Source organism: Hyphomonas sp. (assembly GCF_017792385.1).
Taxonomy (GTDB): Bacteria; Pseudomonadota; Alphaproteobacteria; order Caulobacterales; family Hyphomonadaceae; genus Hyphomonas.
Genome location: NZ_CP051230.1, coordinates 2,226,724 through 2,248,929, shown reverse-complemented (window position 1 = coordinate 2,248,929; position 22,206 = coordinate 2,226,724). Strand labels below are relative to the sequence as shown.

Below are 22,206 nucleotides of genomic sequence, written 5' to 3'. Positions count from 1 at the left end.
TCATTCGGCTGGGACCTCTGCGGTTTCGGGCAGGATGGCTTCAGCCTCCGACACATCAATGGCGCCGGAGACGAGTCTCGGCAGCAGCAGGTCGCGCTGGGTACGGAGGTTGGTATTCTGATTGACCAAGTTTCCAACCTGCCCCCAATAACTTGCGAAGATGGGCTCAGCAGTTAGCAGTTCTGCATCCGGTGGGTTTGGAAGTTCAATGTTTTGCATGTCTGACTTGGTAACGGCTTTGAATATCGCGCCGTTTCCGATTTTGTCTTCTTCACTAAACTCATGCTTCAATGCGCTCAATAAGAACGCTTGTCGCCCGTTTTTGCTCCTTATGGCGGCGAGGCCACGACCTACTATCATGCTTGATGGGGCGACGTTTATTCGCCCGACAGGTGCTCGCACGCTAAAAAGAATGTCACCCTTCTTGGCTTCACGATTTCCTACTGTGCTGAATAGCTTGTGAGTTGGATAGAACTCTCCGAAGTTCGAAACGCCTTGATGAAATGGCATTCCGTCACCGCGAGCATTATAGAAGTCTGATTTGGGCGATTGACCCATAACCAATTCGGCTAATTCGGCGAGCTTCGCGGTCGGGATATCTCCGGGTTTGCCGAACCATTCTTCATAGGTACGGCGGGACATTTCTTCGAGGGCCTTGATGCGGCGCATGTTGACCTCGATCAGGTCATCATAAGCCGACAAAATCCCCGCAATCCGCCGCTGGATGGGGAGGGGTGGGAACGGAATTCTCAACTTTCGCTGTGCAGTAATACCTATATAAGCTCGAGTAGACTGGGCTGAGTCCGAATCAAGCTGAGCCTGAAATTGGGGAGAGCGAAATGAGTGCGACAGAAACCCTCTGTCCAAAATCGCACTATTGACCCGATAATAGGTTACCTGAGGGGTAAGCATTATGTAGGGATCCACATCGGGGACGATTGCTACGCGACCAACGCTGCCTTTGTGCGTTAACAGCACGTCTCCCGGAAGCGCAAAACCAACTCGCAACTTTTCAGTTCGCTCAAACGGTAACTTCTTTGCACCCTCTAGGTTGATCGTATCATGGCAAACATCGCTCGCCATGATGAAAGGAATCCCACGCTCTACGTACTCGGTTGCTTTAGGGTGATCGTTGCCATGGTTCCCATCTTGTATCGCCAAGATCGCACCCAATTGTTCCAGTTCGCCGATAGTTGTTTGTTTTTCAACCCAACCCATCAAACCCGCCCCATTACATCAGCAGCATTCTCCGTTATCAACGCTTCCAGTTCACGGGCCTCACCTGTCAGTGTCTCGAACTCCTCCATCAGCTCAGCCATGCGGGTGGCAAAATCCACGCCATCATCTTCAGCCGCCGCTGCGCCAACATAGCGCCCGGGATTGAGAGACCAGCCCTGCGCCTCAATCTCGGCCCGGTTCGCCGCCTTGCAGAGGCCCGGCACGTCTACATAGCCATCGCTGAGACCGTACTCCGCAAGCATAATCGCCGAGTCATGCTCATGGAATAGATCCTCGCCACGCCACAGGCGGACAATGCTGGCGAGACACTCTATCTGTTGCTCCGTGAATCGGCGATGCGCCCGCGTCACCTGCTCAAACAGCTTCCGCGCATCCAGGAACAGCACCTGATCCTTGCGGTCTGTCTTCGACTTCGCCCGATCAAAGAACCAGAGCGTGCAAGGCAGTGTCACCGTCAGGAACATGTTCGGCCCGACAGAGACGATGACATCGACATCGCCGGTCTCGATCAGTTTCTGCCGTATTGCCGCCTCCGTCCCTCGCGCATCACCGGCGGAGTTCGCCATAACGAAGCCCGCACGCCCTGTCTGATTCAGCGCCGAATGGAACATCTGTATAAAGATGTAGTTGGCATTGTCGTTGCTCGGTAGGCCGAAGGGAAAGCGCGGATCATCAGCCAGGCGTTCCTTGTCCACACCCGAGACGTTGAATGGCGGATTGGCCATGACGAAGTCGAACCCGCCAGCCGCCGCCACGTCGGGGAACAGGTCAGCGTGAGCATTGTAGAAAGAGTTTGCGTTGCGAATGTCGCCCGTCAGACCATGCGTGGCGAGGTTCATCTTGTTGAGGTTCACCGTTACGCCGTCTTTCTCGACACCGTAGACGACCACACGTCCGCCCTCTTTCGCGCGCCCTGCAAACTGCGCCGAGTGCACGAACATGCCGCCAGAGCCGCAAGTCGGGTCAAAGATGCGGCCCTTGAACGGCTCGATGATCTCCACGATCAGGTCAACAATGCTTTCTGGCGTAAAGAAGACGCCACCCTTCTGCCCCTCGGCCATGGCGAACTTGCCGAGGAAGTATTCATAGACCTTGCCGAACGCGTCGCCCGAGAGCTGCACCGGGGCGAGTGACCGCATGATGCCGACCAGTACCTCATTCGGGATGTCCGTGAAGGTGCGCGGCAAGGCACCGGCGAGATCTTCGTTCTCTTCCTCGATCGCGCGCATGGCATCGTTGAGGTACTGGCCCAGATTGGCATCTTCCGGCAGGTCGGACAGGAACTGCCAGCGCGCCGTGCCCGGCAGGTAGATCGCCTTGCGTGCCTTGTAGTCTTCCTTGGTGACAACCCGTCGCCCGCCAGAGCCGACCGGGCCAATCTCTTCTTCAAGCGCCGCGAACAGCTTCTCGGCATAGCGAAGGAAGATAAGCCCAAGCACAGGGACGGAGAATTGCGCAGGACGCAGGCCCGTATTTGCCCACAGATTGTTGGCGACTTCCCACAACCGGCTTTTGACGTCCGCATCTACCATAGTGGTCTACTCCTTGATTCGAGGTACTTTAGAGTGCTGATCAGGTTACGTTAAGGTGAAAACCACCCGCTCGAAATGAAGACTATCTTCAGTCTTCCTTGCAGATCGCGAGCAGTTCCGGCCCATAGAGAACCTCGTCCACCTTTCCGAGAAGCGGGATAGCCCTTGTAAGCGCGTCGACAGATTCCTGAATGGGTAGCTCCCGAGCCCCATATTGCGCTCTCTGACGGCCCAACACGCGCTCACGCACAGCATGCGCAAGGTCTGGAGTTTGATCCAGAGCAGCGGCCATTGTGTGGCGAAAGCTGTAGCACACCAGCTGCGGAGAGGCGGGCACGCCAGCCTTGCGGATAACCTTGTTGATACGCGCAGAAAGCGCCTGGTTGTCGTTGACGCGGTTGCTTGTAGGGGCGAGCTTGGGGAACAGCCAACCAGTCGCGTGTCGTGCGCACGCGGCCCTTGCCGCATCCAGAGCAGGACCCAGGAGTGGCACCCGACGCTCGCTATCGCGTGTCTTCAATCGGCGATCCTCGCTCCATCGCACAAGGGCAAACGGCACATCTCCATCAAGCGACAGATCCTCGGCCTTGAGCCCGCCGATCTCGCTTGGACGGCACCCCGTGTACTTGAGCAGTTGGATGACCCACCGCGTCTCATCCCGCACGCGGCTGGTTGCCAGATGATGATCGATGGCGGCTAGGTGCGTATGATGGAATGGCAAACGGTCCTTCGGAGCTTTCGCGGCATCAGGGACCTTGTGTCCGACAAAAGGGTTTTCACCCCTGAACGCATCTCGACGTTTCGCGAAGTTCACGATTGCCTTCAATGCCCCAAGTCGCTTCTTGACCGTCTCGTAAACGTGCCCTCGATCCTTCACCAGATAGTCAAGCCAATCCATGACCTGCGAACTTCTTATCGTCCCTATGGGCACATTCCCACTGAACTCAATGAACTGGTTGACCGCCGATCGCGCATACCGGTCTACGCGCCCATCATTTTTCTTGGCAGTATAGAGTTCGTATGCCTGCTGGATCGTGAGCGGTGGAGGGACCAGTCGACCGCCGTTCAACAAGGTTATCTTCATTTCCTCTTCGAGCGTTAGGTTACCCGGATTGCCATCATAGTCATTCCCAGAGCGCTTCTCAGCGTTGCGGATGATACGTTCGATCTCAAGTTCAGCAGCTGTCTCTTCCACCAGGATCTCATTGTGATCCCTGTCGTAGCCTACTGACTGACGAACGATTGATGTCAGGTCACGCGCCTGGTTGTCGAACCAAGTCTGAACGAGCGGCTGAAGCTCCCACGCTGGAAGCTCTCCCCCATTCCCTCTGACTTTCTCAACGGTCGCGTCAAACTCGCGATTAAGTGCAACGGCCTGTACGATGGCGCTATCCCTCGCCAGCCCGTCAGCAAATGTCCGCTTTAACTCGCGTCCTAACTCTGGCACCGCCAAGCGCACGTCTGCGGGCCAGACGCGCCGGAACTGATACTTGCCATTCGGAAGAAGCTTCAGGTTCTTCAAGACAATTCCCATGTCGTCGCTTTGTACCTCACTTTGTACTTGAGGGGCGACATGTACCTTGGAAAACCAAATAAAAACAAAGCGTAAAGCTAGATTTTCTGGTGCCCAGAAGAGGACTCGACTTAACTAAATAGCCTTTGAAATAATTTGGATTTTTTCAAAGTATGGTACCCAAAAGTACCATACGCCGTACCATATTTTCGACGGGCTATACGGGTTGGAGTCCTGATATTATCGTTTATACATAAGGAATTAGTCTGTTTCGTGAAAAACTGCAATCGTGTTCGCTTCTACCAAATTGGATATCGCGCGGAATAAGCAACGCCACAATGCCTACTAGGGCTCGCTAGGCGACGTTGGAGAGAAAGATCCGTTGACGAATAGAAACGCCATAGCCGCGAGGAAAGCTGCGGCAAGAGACAGCGTCATAATCGCGATAAATCTCCTATGACCCATCGCGAACCTTGAGCTAAACTTCGCAGTGTTTGCGGCAACAACAAGGTCGTGTACGAGGTATAGGATACCCAACTGAAAAGCTCCGCCTATTGTATCTCTGGCGAGCTTTCCAATTGTTTTACCCGCCAACAGCCGGACCGGCCACGTTACTGTGCTCGCTGCTGAGAAGACAAGCATCACCGCTGACCAGAGCGTGGTTTCAATCCAGCGCCCAACGCGGCTTGCCCTTGATCGCTCGGACGACCACTCGCTTTTCTCTTCTGCCGTCATACGATGCAGGGATGCGGGCGCTGCCAAATTCATCGCCCCGTTCTGAGATCTTAACAGCAGAAAGGACAATATAGATCCGTCCTTCCACCACGATGGCACCGTCAAATATGGAAATTTGATCTCAGTCCTGACCCAGCCCCCTGATCCGGGCCGTTTATTTGGAGACTCCGTTCGCCTTTCTTTCTGGTTGGGTGGTGGTGGTCAAGGCCCGCTGAGCGGAGCTCTTGCGTAGCTCAGGCGAAGCGGGCCGGGCTCGCCTGACATTATCAGCGAACCTCGCCGGAGCGAGGCCGCCGAGGGATGTATGAGGGCGGACGGTATTGTAATCGATCCGCCAGGCTTCGATAATGCTGCGAGCCTCGCTGAGACGGTCGAACAGGTGCTCGTTGAGACATTCGTCCCGCAGCCGGCCATTGAATGATTCCACAAACGCATTCTGCGTTGGCTTTCCGGGCGCAATGTAGTGCCATTCGATCCGGGCCTCCTTGACCCATTTCAGGATTGCGTGACTGGTCAGCTCCGTGCCGTTGTCAGAGACGATCATCTGAGGACGACCGCGCTGGTCGATCAGCCGCGAGAGCTCCCGGGCGACGCGGATGCCCGACAGCGAGACATCGACAACCGTCGCCAGGGCCTCGCGTGTAAAGTCATCGACCACGCAGAGCGTCCTGAACCGCCTGCCATCACTCAGGGCATCGGAGACGAAGTCGAGGCTCCATCTCTGGTTCGGTCCCTCGGGAAGGTGCATCGGGCTGCGGGTGCCGACCGCGCGCTTGCGGCCGCGCCGGCGCTTCACGGCGAGACCCTCCTCCTGGTAGATCCGGAAGATCTTCTTGTGGTTGGCGCCCAGCCCCTCCCGGTCGAGCAGTATCCCCAGCCGGCGGTAACCGAACCGGCGGCGTGCCGCAGCCAGCGCTCGCAGACGCTCCCGCATGGCCGCGTCATCGCCCGCCTGTTTCTCATATTGGAACGTTGATCGATCCAGCTCAGCCAGCTTGCAGGCCCGACGTTCGCTCAGCTCATGCACCGCCATTAGGTGCTGCACGGCCTTGCGTTTGACATCGGGCGTCAGAAGTTTTTTGAGGCAAGATCCTTCAGCGCAGCATTGTCGAGCATCGCTTCGGCCAACAGGCGCTTCAGCTTGCTGTTCTCCGACTCCAGCGTCCGCAGCCGCTGGGCGTCCGACACCGTCATCCCGCCAAATTTGGCCTTCAGCTTGTAGAAGGTCGCATCCGACAGCCCGTACTTGCGACAGATGTCTGCCGTCTTCACGCCGCTCTCGTGCTCCCGGATCATCGCGATGATCTGCTCGTCTGTGAATCTGCTCTTGCGCATGTGTCATCCTCTCTAATCGAGAGAGTCTGCAAAATCATGGCCGGAATTCAGGGGGCTGGGTCAGGCGTAACGATCACCCTTTCCATCGTTCTGACTTTTATGGGCAACATAGTCTCCCAATCGGTTTCAAACATCAGAACCAACTTGATCCCTCTACTACAACGCAGTCTTGGGCAATTTGATCCACCAGATATTCGCACCGTTCAGGCTAGCGATCCGGATATGAAAATTGTCGATCAACCCGCGGATTGGCGGGGGAGAGCTAGAGATGGATTCATCGACACGTTGCCCGTTCTGCCACTTCTAGCGCTACAAGTACTCGCTCGCTATGCAGCACGAGGACTTTTGACATTGTTGGTCTATGCGATCGCCCTGGTGATCGCGGTTCTGATAGCTCTCGTTTTGTTTCATACGATTGTGTTTGCGGGTGGCTCGGCTCCAAAAGCATTCGCTTTGATTAACTCATTTATGCTCTGGATTACGGATAATGTGATCACCATAGGATTAGTATTTATCGGAGCGGGTCTCTTTGTCGGACTTATAAGTTTGCTGCTTCAAGCACCACGGATCTACCGCGCTACCAAAGCGTCTTTGTCTGAACAGGCACGCAAGCGCAAAATTCAAAAGGCGGACGCTGCGCGGCGCAAAAAAGAGCTGCAGGAAAAAAAGGCTGCAGAGCAAATGGCACGAAATGCGGCAGCCATGGAGGAGCAAAAGCGCAAAGATGCGGAAAAACAGCTCGCTAAGCTGAATGCGGATATAGAGGAATCTCAAAAACGAGCAGAGCGCGGCGACAAAAGAGCTTTGTCACTTGAAGAGCAGGCTGCCGAAGAGAAAAGAATAGCGCAGCTAGAACGCGAGAAAGTGGAGTTACTTAGAGAAGAGAGAGAGCGTTTGGCTGCACCACAGCTCAATAGTCCGAGTGATTGATTTTCCTAAGGCTGAGACTTCTCCGTCGCTCCCCACAACTCAAACCTTCCTAGGGTCGGGGTTGTCCGGTGCGCTTCTAACGTCCGCTTCTGGGATCAAGCTGACGTCTTGGTGAGCGCCAGTAACCGGCACGAGCGGGCCAATCCAAGTCGTTGCAAGCACTTATGCATGTTGCTTGAAAATCCCCACTGACTTGGCCGCGTGTCTACCCGAACAACCCCTCCGGCACTGGGTGTGCGATCTTGAGAAGCTCGTCGCGCCGATACGTCATTGAGCCGCCGTCACCATAGGCCGGGCGGCTTGTGGCGTGGCCCATGAGGAGGCAGCGCAGGCCGTAGTCGAGCCCGGCTTCCAGCATGCGCTTCTCGAAGGAATGGCGGAACGAGTAGATGACGTGGTTTTCCGTCGGGAACAGGCCGCGATTGCGGAAAGTGGTCATCAGGGATTGAGAGAGAAGGTCGCTGCGGTCGCGGTAGTGCGGGAAGCCCTTCGGCGCGCGCTTCATCGCTTCAAGTGAGACGCCCACCAGAGGGATATCGCGGATCGAGGCTGATCTGCCCCATCGAGGTGGTCCAACCGGGTCAATTTCCAGCCCTGCCTGTGAAGGCAGGGCCAGAGCGTCGCTAGAATTTGGCAACGATGTTCAGGAACAGGCCTTCATCATCAAAGGAGAGATCAGTCAGATCGTCGGAGAAGTCGGTGAAGTTGTACCCCAGACCCACTTTCGCATTGTCGCCGACATGGCGGTAAAGCGCGGCCAGAACCCCGGCTTTGCTATCATTGGCGGCATCCACCTCCAGCATGCGGGCCTCAAGCAGCGCATCCCATTTTTTTACGACATGCACGTCAGCCCGCAAGACAAAGAGGCTCGCACTGTTTTCGACAAAATCCTCATCGGTGCGTGAGAGGCTGACCTCGCCCTGACGCAGGCCGACCTTGCCGCCCAGTGTCAGCCAATTGGTCAGTCGATAGTTCGCATCCGCGCTGAAGATATTCGACTTTTGCGCCGGCAGCGCACTCTGTCCGGTATTCGAGATCTGCTGCGAGGAGGGCAGGTCCTCGAAATAGGTGTAGCGGATCAGGGCGTTCAGCCGGTCATTCTCGGTCGGGCGATAGGCACCGGCGATCTGGGCTTCGGTAAAGTCGCCATCAAAGAACGCGCCGCCAGAGAAATTGCTTTCTGCCTTGTTGTATTTGAGGATGGCCGTCCAGTCCGGTGACACTTTGATGCCGAGATTTGAGCGGAACAGCCAGGTGTCGCGCTTGTCTGCGCCCTGCTCATCTGTGCGCCACTCAAACGCCGCGCCGAAATTCAGCGTCTCATCACTATAGCCGGAGGTGACCGTATAGGCTTCGCGCTCAACGCGCTGGCCGCGTTCTTCAAGGTCGCCGACCTCGAATGAGGCACCAAAGGTCCAGCGCTCGTCCCAGATATAGTCGATACCATAGGCATGGGTCAGACCAGCCCGGTCGCCAAAGCTCGCGCGTTCCTCACCATAGACGCTGACCGTATCGGAGAAGCGGCGACGCCCGCCCACGGTCAGATTATTCTCTGTGTTTGCAAGGAATGCGGTGCCATCTATGCCCGGCTCGGTACGGTCCGCATCGAGGGTGTAGTTGAGATAATACTCCTCGCCATCGGCCCGTTGCCAGGTCACACCGGCCAGCGCGCCAAGCCCGCCATCCCCTTCAGACAGCTCGCCCTTGATCTGGAAGGCGTCCAGGATGCGCGCCTCAAGACCGAAACCAGCCCGGTTGAGCTCCTCACGGCCCGGACCGGCATCCAGCGTGATCTGACCGAAACCGTAATAGGACAGCGCCTCATTGACGGTATAGCGCAGCTCAAGCCCGGTATCGGTCCGGTCGCCCTGCTGCAGCGCCAATGGGCCAGAAAGGTCATTATGGCGCAGACCTGCGCCAAGCTGCCAGTGATCGGTCAGCCCGATACGGATGTCACCGGCCATCGTGTCCTCATCGAGGACGCCTGTGATTCCGACAGAATCATATTTCAGCGTCACATCGGTGCGTTCGCCAAAGCGCGTGTCGAAGGCCGCACCAAAGCGGGTCGTATCTCCGCGCGTCAAACGGCCGGGCGCAGAGAAACCATCCTCAAGCTGTTCATAATAGCCATAGGCCCGCGTCGGCCGGCTTGGATCCCCAAAATCAGCCGCGTTTACGGCACCCTCAAGGCGCCAGGCGGTTGCTGCCTCTCCGGCCAATGCGCCCGAAGACAGAGGATTGAACGTAAAGCCGCCATCCAGAGAGGCGCGTTCATCAAAGGCAGCGCCTTCGGTCTGGGCAAGCTCGCCCTTGAGATAGGTCGTATCGCTTTTCTTGATCAGGACGTCGGCGGCGACCAAAGTCTGGTCAGCCTCGCCGGTTTCCTCGCTCTGAGCCGTCAGACCAAAGCGCACATCATTGCTGGCCCAGGTTTCGACCCGGCCACCCGTTGTGTAGCCCTCAATGTCGGCAAAGGCTTGGGTATATTCATAGCGTGCAACCAGATAGACGCTTGAGCCTGACAAGGTGCCATCGCGGACCACCTGCGTCCCGATCTCGGTCGAGGACAAAGGCGAGGACAGCATCACACGGCCCTGAATGTAATCGATTTCATAATCGACAAAGGGGCGCAGTTCCCGTGTCTCAAGCACCAGCCCTGAATCTTGATCCCGGACCTCAATGCGCAGACGCTCTGAGCCTATGGTCACATCCTGATTTTCAAGGAAATAGACCGATCCGCCTGTGGCCCGGAACTCCTGCCGGCCCGGAATCGTGCCCGGATCGGCGGCAAAGAGTGTTGCTGTCAGCTTGCGCTGACCATCCGGTGTTACAGCGTCCGAGTTGTATTCGGCTTTCGCGCCATAGAGGCCGCGGTCAATCTGGGCAAATTCGGTGTCGGTGACATTGGTGAAGAAGTTGCCCCAGACAATGTGATCATCGCCGTCCTCAAGCCGGACATAGAACCGGCCCTGCGTCGGCGCATCCTCAACATAGGTCGAGTTGTCGCCATAGACCGGGTAATACCGGTCTGGGTCAATCCGGCGCAGGATCGACTGGGGGTCCTTGTTCGACAGATTGGAGAACAGGCTGTCGATATCCTCTTCGGTCGTATCCATAGAAGCGGTCAGCAGATAGCGGCCTTTGATCTTGCCTTTAAGGTAAAAGGCGCCGCGTCCGGTGACGTAGTTTTCCTCAAACTCGGCGCCGCTGGCTTCCAGAAGCGCCCGGCCTTCGCTGGACCGGGTGCCAATCGTCAGATCGCCCAGCGCGACAAAGAACATTTCGCTTTCTGGGATTTCCGCGCTCTTGGTGGTCTTGATGATCGTCCCATCAGGCTGCTCATAGCGCACCTGAACGTCGTGGCGGCCCGGCGGCAGGATCTGCTGCACCGCAAAATCGCCCTCAGGATCCGCCAGGACCGGTCGGCCCATGACCCGTAGGCTGCCCAGTTTCTCGCCCTCAAAGCCTTTGCCGGACACGGTGACAGCCCCGCCCTTGATTTGAATGTTGCGAAGCGCCGTGGCATCTTCGCCATAGATCGGCGCTGCCGCATTGGGCGCAAGGTCCAGGGCCTCGACCTTGTTGACCATGGCAATATGCTTGCGATTGGTCTCGTCAAACCGCCCGGAGGTGTCGAACACTTTCAGGACATAGGTGTAGCTGTTGGTCTTGCGATACGCCGGAACCGTCCAGTCGGCCCGCCCGGTCTCAGGGTCAACCGGCAGCGTTGCAATCGGCGCGGTGATGAAGGTATCCTCGGCGTCAAACACTTCGATCTGCGCGCGGTCGACCCAGTGATCATAATTCCAATAGGTGCTGAAGCTGACGGTTGAGCCCGGCACAGCGGACGTCTGTCCAGTCGACAGGCCGACATTCAACAAAGGCTGGGTTTCGAGGCCGTCAAAACTGACCTGAATATCCGATTGGCGCAGAAGATCATCGCTTTCGCGTTCGGCTTTCTGGCTGTTGGCCGCGCTTTGCCAGTAGGATTTCCCAACCAGGATCCGGCTCGGCGCCTCGGACTTTTGCGCGACCGGTGCAGCTTTGACCGGCGCAGGCTTTACCGCGACGACTGGAGCTGCTGGTTTTACAACAGGTTGCGGCTTGGCGACCGGTTCTGGTTTCGGGCGGTAAACGGGCTGTACCCGGATATTGCGCACAGAGGTGTTGTCGCGTGTCTTGACCGTTTCCAGGGTCTGCGCCGCAACGCGTTCATCGCTAACCGCCGCGCCACGGGTCAGCGGCTTTGGCCGGGTTTCGTCATACATGCCGGTCTCGTCATAGACCCGCAGGACATAGACATAGGCGCCGTTGCCCGTCTTGGGCATGGTCCAGCGCGCGCCTTTTTCCTTGGTAAAGGCGAGGTCTGCCACCGGATTGCTGAGGCTCTTGTCCGCCGCATCGAACACCCGAACGGAGCTGAAAGAGATAGCCCGGTCATAGTTCCAGAAGGTCAGAAACTCTGCGCTCTCGCCCCCGGAAACGCTCTGTCCGCCGCCGACCAGGGCGACATTCAGGGTTCGGCTGGGCAGGCCGATCTGTCCATTGCTTAAAACTTCAGGCAGCGTGTAAACTGATGACGGGCCAGTTGTGTTTGTGGCTGGCTCCATCGCATGGGCGAACTGGGCCGCTGCTACGCTCGAAAGGAGCACGCCTGCCAGCGCTGTTCCAGATCCAAATTTACCACTCATCGCACATACCCAAGTTTAGATTCGCCAGAACCCTCGGTTTGAGTGGAAGATGACAGGTCAGGGTCAATTTCACGTTCGAAAGATCGATGAAATTTCATCTATCCCGCCAGAAATTGCAGTAGATACAGGTGTTAAGCGGCGTTAACCTCTGCGGCGCAAGGTCGACGTCCAAACGTGCGGAACCGCTAAAAAAAACCCCGGCAACTGGACGTCACCGGGGCTTTCTGATCACTGAGACAAAGGGAAACTGGTCAAGGGTTCTGGCGGGAACTGACCACCTCTGTCTCAATGATTAGCTCATAGGGCGCATCCTGCTCGGACCAGAGCGCTTCCAGCTCGGCCTTCACCCGGGCAAGGCGTGCAGACCCCTCACCGGCACCGATATAGGTGATCGAGAGGATTGACCGTTCCTCCATCAACACCTCAACCAGGCTGACAAGATCGGCTGCCGCATCGGGGGCCAGCTCGTCCCGGCCCTCAAGGAAGGCATCCGGGCGTAGTTGGAACTCGACCGGACGAAGCGCACCGACCCCGAAATCCAGCTGGGACATCTTACCTTGTGTCAGGCGGATCACGCGCGGGTTTTCCGTTGTCACATCGAAGCCGGTCGGCAGGGTCCGCTCATCCAGTTTCAGGATGAAGTTTGATCCGATGCCCGCTTTCGGTGTGGCTGCACAGGCAATGTGATAGCGGCCAAACTCATCGGTCGTGACCAGCAGGCCCTTGACGGTCGCCAGACGCACACCCGGCAGGCCGCGCTCGCCCTCATCCTGAATACCGTTGCGGTTGGTGTCTTCAAAGACCTTGCCCAGCACTTCAGAACAGTCGAACACTTCATCCGGCGTGATGCGAATGGTCGCCTCGGCAATGTTGGATAGGATGACATCCTGAACCCCATTGTCGGCATAGGCTGTGTTGACATACTCGCCAACTGTGACGCCAGAGCCAACCGCAACACCAAGCGTTATCTCGACCGCGCCGCGCGCCGGAACCGTCTGGGCCTGCCAGGTCAGCATCCGGCCATCGACCAGCGGCTCGACAGGGTCGCCATTCACCCGGCCAGAACCGGCGATGAAGACCAGACCAGCGGGCAGTTGGTCGACAATATCAACACCGATCTGAGGCACATCGAATTCATTGGCCACAGTAATCGTGTAGACAACAACCGACCCGACAGAGGCATTGGCCGACAGGGCCCGCTTGGTCGCGGTCAAAGGCGCCTGACTGATCGCGGAATTGACCGGAATATGGTTGTTGGCAAATTCCGGATCGCCTGCACGGATTGCGAAGCGGGCATAGAAGGGCGCAAGCTGGCTGGCATCCGGGCGCAGCGGGCTGGCTGAAACCTCACAGACCGGTCCGGCCAGGGCGTCATTCAGACACACGCCTGTTTCAAGCGCGCCTTCATTCACGTCCAGCGGGGCTGCCGCAAACACGCCGGCTAGTCCGTTGGGCAGCGTCACCGCAATCCGGTACGTGCCGCCCGAGGCCGGGCAAGCTGCATCGCCGCCCGCTACCAGATCAAAGAAGTAATAGCCTTCCGGTCCGGTGACCTGGTCCTGCTGACTTGGATCCGCGAAACAGGCAACAGGAAGCGGCGTTCCGGCCTCATCCACAACCGTCACGGTTCCGCCCACCACAGGCTGGTTCGTTGCCACATCATAGACGGTTCCGCTCGGGGCCACAGGCTCATCGAGGCCTGTGCGGTCTTCACCTGGCTGCAGATCGATGCCGTCAATGATGTCAACCACAGTACCTGACGCGGCTTCAATGAACACGACCTCATAGGTCAGGTCCGGGTCAAGGCCGGTGAAGGCATAGCTGCCATCGGCGCCGGTCGTCATCGTGGCAATCACGACGCCGCCAGAGCGAAGCTGAACGATATAGCCGGGCATACGGGTTTCTGCACTCTGCAGCGTATCATCGGCATTGGCGTCCAGGAACACCGTTCCGGCAAGGCTCGCATCCGTCACGATCGTGATCGTGATCGCGGCTGTATCGCAATTGGACGGGTTCAGAACCTCACAGATTTCATAGGTCAGCGTATAGGTTCCGGCGATGGATCCTGCTGGGACCGTGATCGTGCCGTCAGGATTGATCACAGCGCCCGTCAAACCGTCTGTATCGGTTATGGACGCCGTCACGTCCGCCGGGGTCACACCCGCTCCGTTCAGCGTGTCATTGTCAAAGACCGAAGGCAGTGTGGCCCCGTCTGCGCCGTTCACGGGCGTTGCACTGTAATCATTGTCATTGGCCACGATCGGGGCCGCTTCGACCAGAACCGTTGCAACCGCGCTGTCGCAATTGGCCGGGTTCAGAACCTCACAGATCTGATAGACCAGCTGATAGGTTCCGGCCGGCGTATCGGCAGGGACGGTCAGCGTGCCATCAGCGGCAATCGCAGCCCCGTTCAGCCCATCCGCATCGGTCAGGGTCAGCTGTATATCAGACGGTGAAACCGCAGCGCCGTTAAGCGTGTCATTGGTCAGGACACCTGGCAGGGTTGCCCCATCGGCGCCGTTGACCGGCGTTGCGGTATAATCGTCGTCATTGGCGACGATCGGGGCCGCCTCGACGACAACCGTCACAGCGGCTGTGTCACAATTGGTTGGGTTGAGAACCTCGCAGATCTGATAGGTCAGCGTATAGGTGCCCGCTGGCGTGCCCGCCGGGACCGTGAGCGTTCCATCCGGGTTCAGAACCGCCCCGGTCAGACCCCCATCAGCGGTGAGGCTGGCGGTAACGTCAGTATCGGCAAAACTCGCTGCGTTCAGCGTGTCGTCGGCAAAGACGCTCGGCAGGGTGCCCCCATCCGATCCGTTGAGCGGCGTTGCTGTATAGTCATCATCATTCGCGGCAATGGGCGCTGCCTCGACGCTGACGGTGGCAATGGCGATATCGCAATTGGCCGGGTTGAGGTTTTCGCAGATCTGATAGGTCAGCGTATAGGGTCCCGCTGGCGTCCCTGGCGCAACACTGATCACACCGTTGACCGGATCAAGCGTCAGCTCGCTATCGCCTGAAACCGTCGTCAGTGTAATATCCGCTGGGGTCAGGACAACGCCGTTCAGCGTGTCATCCACCAGGACAGACGCCGTGCTTCCACCCTCCGCGCCATTGATCGGGGCAGGGGTGAAATCGTCATCATTGGCGACAATGGCAGGCGGGTTGATCACAACCGTCGCGGTTGCCGGGTCACAATTGGCCGGGTTCAGAACCTCACAGATTTGATAGCCCACAGTATAGGTGCCCGCTGGCGTTGCCGCAGGAACCGACAGCGTGCCGTCCGGGTTGATGCTGGCACCGGTCAGGCCGCCATCGGCAGTGATTGACGGGGTGACCGCTGTATCGGCAAAGGCCGAACCATTAAGGGTGTCATCGGGATAAACACTCGCCGTCGCACCGCCATCCGCGCCATTGATCGGGCTGGACGTAAAGTCATTGTCATTGGCGACAATGGCCGGAGGCGTCACCACAACTGTTGCAAGAGCACTATCGCAATTGGCCGGGTTGAGGTTTTCGCAGATCTGGTAGGTCAGCGTATACGTTCCCGCTGGCGTCCCCGGCGCAACACTGATCACTCCGCTGACCGGATCAAGCGTCAGCTCGCTATCGCCCGAAACCGTCGTCAGTGTAATATCCGCTGGGGTCAGGACAACGCCGTTCAGCGTGTCATCCGCCAGGACAGATGCCGTGCTTCCACCATCCGCGCCATTGATCGGGCCGGGGGTGAAATCATCATCATTGGCCTCGATCACAGAAGCGGTAATGAGGAGGGCGACATCGGCTGAAGTGTCACAATTGGTCGGGTTCAAGACCTCACAGATCTCGTAATTGACCGAATAGGGTCCCGCCGGTGTTCCGGCCGGCACAGTCAGCGTGCCATCAGGGTTGATACCAACCCCGGTCAGCCCCCCCGTCGCTCAGGATGGTTGCCGTCACCGCACCCGGTGCAAACGGCGCGCCGTTCAACAGATCATTCGGGAAGGCGTTTGGCGTGTTTCCACCCAATGCGCCGACAATCGGGGTTGAGGTAAAGTCGTCACTGACACCAAGAATGTTTGGCGGATTGACAACAATGGTTGCAATTGCCGGGTCACAATTGGCCGGGTTCAGAACCTCACAGATCTGATAGCCGACGGTGTAGGTTCCAGCCGGGGTCGCCGCTGGTACAGACAGCGTTCCATCGGGGTTAATGCTGACCCCGGTCAGGCCGCCGTCCGAAACAAGGGTCGGCGTAACGTCAGCATCGGCAAAGACAGCGCCATTCAAGCGATCATCCGGGAAGACGCTCGGCGTTGTGCCGCCGTCAAAGCCGTTGATCGGTGTGCTGGCGAAATTATTGTCATTGGCATCAATGGTTGCCGCGCTGATCACAACCGTCGCGGTTGCCGGGTCACAATTGGCCGGGTTCAGAACCTCACAGATTTGATAGCCCACAGTATAGGTGCCCGCTGGCGTTGCCGCAGGAACCGACAGCGTGCCGTCCGGGTTGATGCTGGCACCGGTCAGGCCGCCATCGGCAGTGATTGACGGGGTGACCGCTGTATCGGCAAAGGCCGAACCATTAAGGGTGTCATCGGGATAAACACTCGCCGTCGCACCGCCATCCGCGCCATTGATCGGGCTGGACGTAAAGTCATTGTCATTGGCGACAATGGCCGGCGGGTTGATCACAACCGTCGCTGTGGCCGGGTCACAATTGGCCGGGTTCAGAACCTCACAGATCTGATAGCCGACGCTATAGGTTCCAGCCGGGGTCGCTGCTGGGACAGTCAGCGTGCCGTCCGCGTTGATGCTGACACCGGTCAGGCCGCCATCGGCAGTGATTGACGAGGTGACATCGCCATTGGCAAAGACCGCGCCGTTCAACCGGTCATCCGGGAAGACACTGGCTGTGGTGCCGCCATCCGCGCCATTGATCGGGCTGGCCGTGAAGTCATCGTCATTGGCGGTGATCGCAGACGCGCCAACAACCACGGTAGCCGTCGCCGGGTCACAATTGGCCGGGTTCAGGACCTCACAGATCTGATAGCCCACCGTATAGGTTCCAGCCGGGGTCGCTGCTGGTACAGACAGCGTTCCGTCAGGGTTGATGCTGACCCCGGTCAGGCCGCCATCCGAAGTGAGTGACGGCGTGACAGCACTGTCGGCAAAGACCGCACCATTCAGCCGGTCATCCGGGAAGACGCTGGGCGTTGCGCCGCCAGTCGATCCGGTAACGGGGGTTGATGTAAAGTCATTGTCATTGGCAACAATCGCTGCGGCCGTGACAACAAGATCAACGGTGGCGGTGTCGCAATTGGTCGGATTGACCGTCTCACAGATCTGATAAGTCACTGTGTACGGGCCAGCCGGGGTGCCGGCCGGAACGCTCAGCGTCCCATCGGCATTGATCGAGACGCCCGTCAGTCCGCCCGTATTGGTGACGCTCGGGACAACCGCTGCGTCGGCAAAGGTCAGGCCATTAATCGTATCATTGGGGAAGACACTTGCCGTCACGCCGCCATCCGCGCCAACAATCGGGCTGGCCGTGAAGTCATTATTGTTCGCAATGATCGCATTGTCGGTGACACCAAACAGATAATCGGTGGCATCAGTGCCAGCGCCAAGTGTGATTGAAGAGACAAAATGGCTAGTATAGCCTGGGGTTGCGCTGGCACCTTGTGTGCCGCCTGCAGTTCCCACGGTTGAGCCGGTCTGACTGCGATCCGGGGTTGCGGTCAGGCGGATCTGATAGGTGCCGGGGCGCAGCTGCGGACACGCCGCGACCGGGAAGCCATAGCTGCCATCGGCGGCGCTGGTCGCCGTACAGGAGATCGACCGACCAAGATCATCAGTACCGGTCAGTTGGATGGTGGCTCCAGGGAAAGTCCCGGTCTCACCGCCCTGACGGGTTCCATCACCATTTGTATCGACATAGATCAGGCCAGCAAAGGAGGAGACAGCGACCTGTCCGAAATTGCGGTTGCCATAGACCGTTGCCGGCAGGACGACACCGGACAGGATCTGCTCGCTGCCATCGACAGAGCTGGGCAGAATAACTCCGCTGCCATTCTCTTCCTGGCCGTCATAAAATCCGCTCGGCTCCTGCAGCTGGGTCACGGTGTAGCCGGTGCCATCAGACGGGGCCAGACCGTCAAAACTGTACACGCCAGAGCCGTTCACACTCGTCGTCAGATTGACCGGATTCCCGGCAAAATCGGTACCGGTCAGGCTAAGATGCGGGGTTGCCGCATAGCCGCTGCCAATACCGGCGTCGCCGCCATCCAGCGTGCCATTATTGTTGGCATCGGAATAGATCGAGCCGCTGATCGAGGAGAACCGATAATTGGCAAACTCATATCCGGTCTCATCGACACCTTCGGCCAGCACAACCGCGCTGATGGCATTGAAGGCCGCGCCAGTGCCAAAGGCGGAATTATCCACCGTCCCGCCAGCCGATCCGGCCGTCTCGCGATAGTCCACATGGTTGGCTGGCTGGGTTTCAGTGATCGTGTAGCCTGCGCCATTGGACGGCGGCAGATCGGCAAAGCTGTAGCTGCCATCAGCGGCGGTCTGAACGGTTGTATTGATCGTATTGCCGTAGAGATCGGTCCCGGTGAGGGTCAGCGTAACTGAGCCGATGCCCTCGCCAGCGGTAAAGCTGTCGCCCATATCATTATCGGAATAGACCCGGCCACTGATCGAGCTGACCCGCAAGGTGCCGTCACTTGTCGACTGGGCGTTATTGCCCGGAACCTCGTCTATAGAGATCGGATTGCCGCCCGCCGTCTGTCCGACCGCAATCGTGGCCAGGTTGACGATCGGGTCGTTGACATTTCCGGAGAAGGGGAAAGTCGCCGCCGCTTCAATCCGCATGGTGACGGTATCGCCATTGGCCGGAAAGAAGCCGTCCACGACACACAGAACCGAATTTCCGGTTGAGCAGGTCGAGCCGGAGACGGTCGCGCTCCCGCTAGGCGTGAACACGACCGGGGTCGCCGTTCGAACAAAACCCGTCGGCAGCGTATCGGTGATGCGCACCTGTGTGGTCGCCGAAACGCCATTGTTGCGGAACACAATGTCATAGGTGACCGGCTCGGCAATATTGATCGGGGTTGGGGGCGCCGGGAAAATCCGTGTCTTGGACACGACTTCAAGATCGGTTGACGGAATAACGGTCGTCGTCTGCGCGGCAGTGTTGTTGGCGGTTGGCGTGTCAAAGGCCTGCTGGTCTGAAGTCACAACAGCCGTCGTGCCAAAGGTGATGGAGGAGACCGGCGCCCCGCCGCCCGCATCCACAATGGTGAACGCCAGGATAACGGTCTGATTGTCGCCATTGCTCATATTCGGATAGGTACAGATCACCGGATCGGTATTGCTCGCCTGGCTGCATGACACGCCAGCCGGAACCGTCGAGGCCCCCGCATTATAGGCCATTTCATAGCCCGCTTGCGGGTTGGGGGAGACGGTGGTGGTAACTGAGGAGCCCTGCGTCAGGCCGCCATTGCGCGTATTGATCTCATACAAAAGCGTGCTGCCATAAATGGCCGGTTCGGCAAATCCGGACGGCTCAGCATTGGTCACGCGCATGTCGAGGCTCGGTGCGCCGACATCATGGGTCAAAGGACGGCTATTATTGGCTGAATTGGTCTCCAGCGTCGTCGTTGTGACCGTCGCCGTATTGGTGTGCGAAACAGGGAAATCACCCGGATTGACGGCGCCGGCAAACGGGAAGCGCGGGCGCACCGTGATCGCCATCTGATAGCTTTGACCGCGGGTCATGGTTCCAATCGTACAGGTCGCGGTGTCAGGCGTAGTCGTGCCATAGTCACACACGCCTCCCGGGGCAGTTGTGGTCACATTCAGAACCTCGAACCGCGCCGGATCGATAAAATCAGCGGTTGCAACGGCGCTGCCGGCATTCGGGCCAATATTCTTGATGTCGACCAGATAGGTCGCTGTGCCGCCAGACTGCGGCGGGTTCGGGCTGACGCGCTTGTCATCGACGATCAGGTCAGCATTGGCTTCGGCCGTTACGCTGACGGAGTCATTATTGTCGCTGGTATTGGTCTCGATCGTATCAGGTGAGGTGATCGAAAAGGCGGTTGTGCGCAGACCCTCCAGGATCGGGCGGTCCACCTGCAGGATGATGGTCCGGGTTTCACCGGCCACAAGATTTGTCACCCGGCAGAGCAGGTCATCATTCACCGTCGCGAGCGTCGGACAGGTGATCCCGGCATCGGCGGAAAACACGCTGACGGACGTGGCATGGTTCACGCTGCCGCCATTGAAATTGACCGTGGTGTTCATCCAGTTGCCGAGATTGAACGTGCGCACATCGACAGTTCTGGCGGTATCGCTGCCTGCGGCGTTGCTGACGGTCAGGCGAATGAAGTGCGATCCGGTTGCGTCAGGGACAGTAACAGCCGGCGAGAAGCCACCTGAGCTGCTGAGGCTGACCTCAGCCACAAGCGCTAAATTGGCCTCTTCGGTCGTCGCACGTGAGGTCCGCGACAGGCAGTTATTGCCCGTATTGGGGTCCGCCACGCTCAGCCCGGAAACATCCACACAGGCATTATTCGTAATATCGACATCCGCCCCAGACCCGGCCTGGGTCACGATCTGCAGTGTCTTGCGCGCATCCACGGCAATCGAGCCGCTATCGGTGGTCGTACAGGTGACGCGCGTGACATAGCCGGCATCGGGTGACGCGCCCGTTACACAGGTCCAGCCCGTCGTGATCGTCGAAACATAGGTTTCGTTTGGGCCAAGGTCATCGGTGATCACAATCGGATTGGCCGGCGACCAATTTACAATGGAGGGGCCATTATTCTCGATCCGGATGGTCGATGTCATGTTCTGACCGGCCTGGACGGGGTTCGGCGTCTTGGTCTTGCTTTGCATGAAGACATCGGCGGCAGGATCATCAATCCGGAACGTATCATTGCCGGTATCATTGCCCGGAACCGGGTCGGAGAGACCTGCAGGCGGGGTCACGGTCGCGGAGATGACCTGATTGCCGCCTGTATCGCTCAGCGCCGCGATCGGAATGACAAAATTCTCCAGCGCGCCGGTATTGATCGCACCTGCGGTACAGGTGATCGTACCGACCGGGGCCTCACTACAGCCAGCAGGCAAAGGCCCGTTCAGGCCAAGATTGGGCGACAGGACGTGCACAATCTGCGCCCCGCCAGCAATACTGGTCGGCCCGTTATTGTTGATGCGCAGGGTGAATGTTCCGGTCTCACCGGTGATGAAGGACGAGGCGATGATGATCCGCGCCTGCAAATCCGTTCCCGGCGTGATGGTGACGACCTCTGGGCCATCGGTATTATTATTGAGGTCAGGATCGCCCAGACCAATCTGCGTCACGGTAACATCGGCCAGCGCCGACAGCGTGCCAGCTGGAATATCGGCATCCCCGGTCAAAGTAATAGCCGGGAAGCCGGCGCCTGAGGCGATTGCCGGGCCAGAATAGGCACAGGTCACCGTCTGTGATCCGCCGCCCGACTGGACACAGCTCCAATTGCTGCCTGTGGAGGAAACATATCCAAAGTCAGCGCTTGGCGGCAGCGAGAAAACAACTTCTGCTGCATTAACGCTGTCGGGTCCATTATTTGTGACGGTCCCGACATAACTGAACCGTCCACCGGCCGGCAGCGAGTTTGTTGACGCGCTGAGCACCATGGCAAGATCGGCGCCCGAGCCTACGGTTGGCGTGACGGAGAGGCTGTCATTGCCAGGGTTCGGGTCGGTATTGGTCGGGCTGGAAATCGTGACTGTGCCGGTCAGGGCATTTGCGGTCTCGGCTGTGGCAATGAACGTAAAGGTGAGATCGGGATTGGCAGCATCGCGGGTCAGGGTCGGCAGTGAACAGGTGAGGGTTTGAGGCGCGGTGAAGCCAGAGGCGCTACACCCCGCCGGGACATTGGCGGGCTGAACGACCATGGTTGCAGGGACATCGACCTGCAATTGCGCGTCCGAAACTGGGGTCAGATCATTATTGTCGAGGTCGACCTCAAAGGTGACATCCGCGCCGCGATATATGTCACCTGTCGGACTCACAACCTGAAAGCGAGAAACGGCCAGATCGGCAGCGCTGGCCATACCTGCCAGTCCAATCGAAACAGCAAATGCCAAAATCTGCTTTCTTAACAGCATAATAATATCCTCTACACGCTCACGGCAAAGCCACCGGATAAGGCCCATATCGCTCTGCACGGTTAAAGAGGCCTGAAGTCCACTG

The 22,206-nt window shown here is 58.2% G+C and carries 9 protein-coding genes; 1 reads left to right on the top strand and 8 read right to left on the bottom strand.

What is annotated here, in order from left to right; translation table 11 throughout:
- From HF955_RS11140 to HF955_RS11125, 4 genes are all read right to left on the bottom strand, one after another.
- On the bottom strand, positions 1-1,218 hold the full coding sequence (locus HF955_RS11140; RefSeq protein WP_291075203.1) for a restriction endonuclease subunit S: 1,218 nt from the start codon (positions 1,216-1,218) through the stop codon (positions 1-3).
- Positions 1,218-2,771 (bottom strand): class I SAM-dependent DNA methyltransferase, encoded by a 1,554-nt coding sequence (locus HF955_RS11135; protein WP_291075202.1) that lies wholly within the window; start codon positions 2,769-2,771, stop codon positions 1,218-1,220. Before HF955_RS11135 ends, HF955_RS11140 begins: the two co-directional genes overlap by 1 nt.
- A gap of 88 nt (positions 2,772-2,859) precedes the next feature.
- Entirely contained in the window at positions 2,860-4,305 is a 1,446-nt protein-coding gene (locus tag HF955_RS11130; RefSeq protein ID WP_291075201.1) for a tyrosine-type recombinase/integrase, read from the bottom strand.
- Positions 4,306-5,173: 868 nt separating this feature from the next.
- Positions 5,174-6,354 (bottom strand): IS3 family transposase gene (locus HF955_RS11125; RefSeq protein ID WP_291075200.1). Its coding sequence is split into 2 segments (ribosomal slippage): positions 5,174-6,105 and positions 6,105-6,354, totalling 1,182 coding nucleotides; the frame shifts between segments, so codons are not numbered across the junction.
- 36 nt (positions 6,355-6,390) lie between these two features.
- Between HF955_RS11125 and HF955_RS11120 the strand changes: the two genes are divergently transcribed.
- Entirely contained in the window at positions 6,391-7,284 is an 894-nt protein-coding gene (locus HF955_RS11120; RefSeq protein WP_291075199.1) for a hypothetical protein, read from the top strand.
- 205 nt (positions 7,285-7,489) lie between these two features.
- Here the strand turns inward: HF955_RS11120 and HF955_RS11115 are convergent, their stop codons facing one another.
- The 4 genes from HF955_RS11115 to HF955_RS11100 form a co-directional block, all read right to left on the bottom strand.
- Positions 7,490-7,810 (bottom strand): hypothetical protein, encoded by a 321-nt coding sequence (locus tag HF955_RS11115; protein WP_291075198.1) that lies wholly within the window; start codon positions 7,808-7,810, stop codon positions 7,490-7,492.
- Positions 7,811-7,907: 97 nt separating this feature from the next.
- Positions 7,908-11,975: a hypothetical protein gene (locus HF955_RS11110; protein WP_291075197.1), complete on the bottom strand. Its 4,068-nt coding sequence runs from the start codon at positions 11,973-11,975 to the stop codon at positions 7,908-7,910.
- Positions 11,976-12,226: 251 nt separating this feature from the next.
- Positions 12,227-15,847, bottom strand: a complete 3,621-nt coding sequence (locus HF955_RS11105; RefSeq protein WP_291075196.1) for an SdrD B-like domain-containing protein — start codon at positions 15,845-15,847, stop codon at positions 12,227-12,229.
- Between the two features lie 13 nt (positions 15,848-15,860).
- Positions 15,861-22,121: an SdrD B-like domain-containing protein gene (locus tag HF955_RS11100; RefSeq protein WP_291075195.1), complete on the bottom strand. Its 6,261-nt coding sequence runs from the start codon at positions 22,119-22,121 to the stop codon at positions 15,861-15,863.
- Between the last annotated feature and the right edge of the window lie 85 nt (positions 22,122-22,206).

What these genes read in the sequence shown, in the direction of transcription:
- HF955_RS11100 (WP_291075195.1), bottom strand. Translation starts at nt 22,121, where the DNA reads ATGCTGTTAAGAAAGCAGATTTTGGCATTTGCTGTTTCGATTGGACTG.
- HF955_RS11130 (WP_291075201.1), bottom strand. Translation starts at nt 4,305, where the DNA reads ATGGGAATTGTCTTGAAGAACCTGAAGCTTCTTCCGAATGGCAAGTAT.
- HF955_RS11135 (WP_291075202.1), bottom strand. Translation starts at nt 2,771, where the DNA reads ATGGTAGATGCGGACGTCAAAAGCCGGTTGTGGGAAGTCGCCAACAAT.
- HF955_RS11120 (WP_291075199.1), top strand. Translation starts at nt 6,391, where the DNA reads ATGGCCGGAATTCAGGGGGCTGGGTCAGGCGTAACGATCACCCTTTCC.
- HF955_RS11140 (WP_291075203.1), bottom strand. Translation starts at nt 1,218, where the DNA reads ATGGGTTGGGTTGAAAAACAAACAACTATCGGCGAACTGGAACAATTG.
- HF955_RS11110 (WP_291075197.1), bottom strand. Translation starts at nt 11,975, where the DNA reads ATGAGTGGTAAATTTGGATCTGGAACAGCGCTGGCAGGCGTGCTCCTT.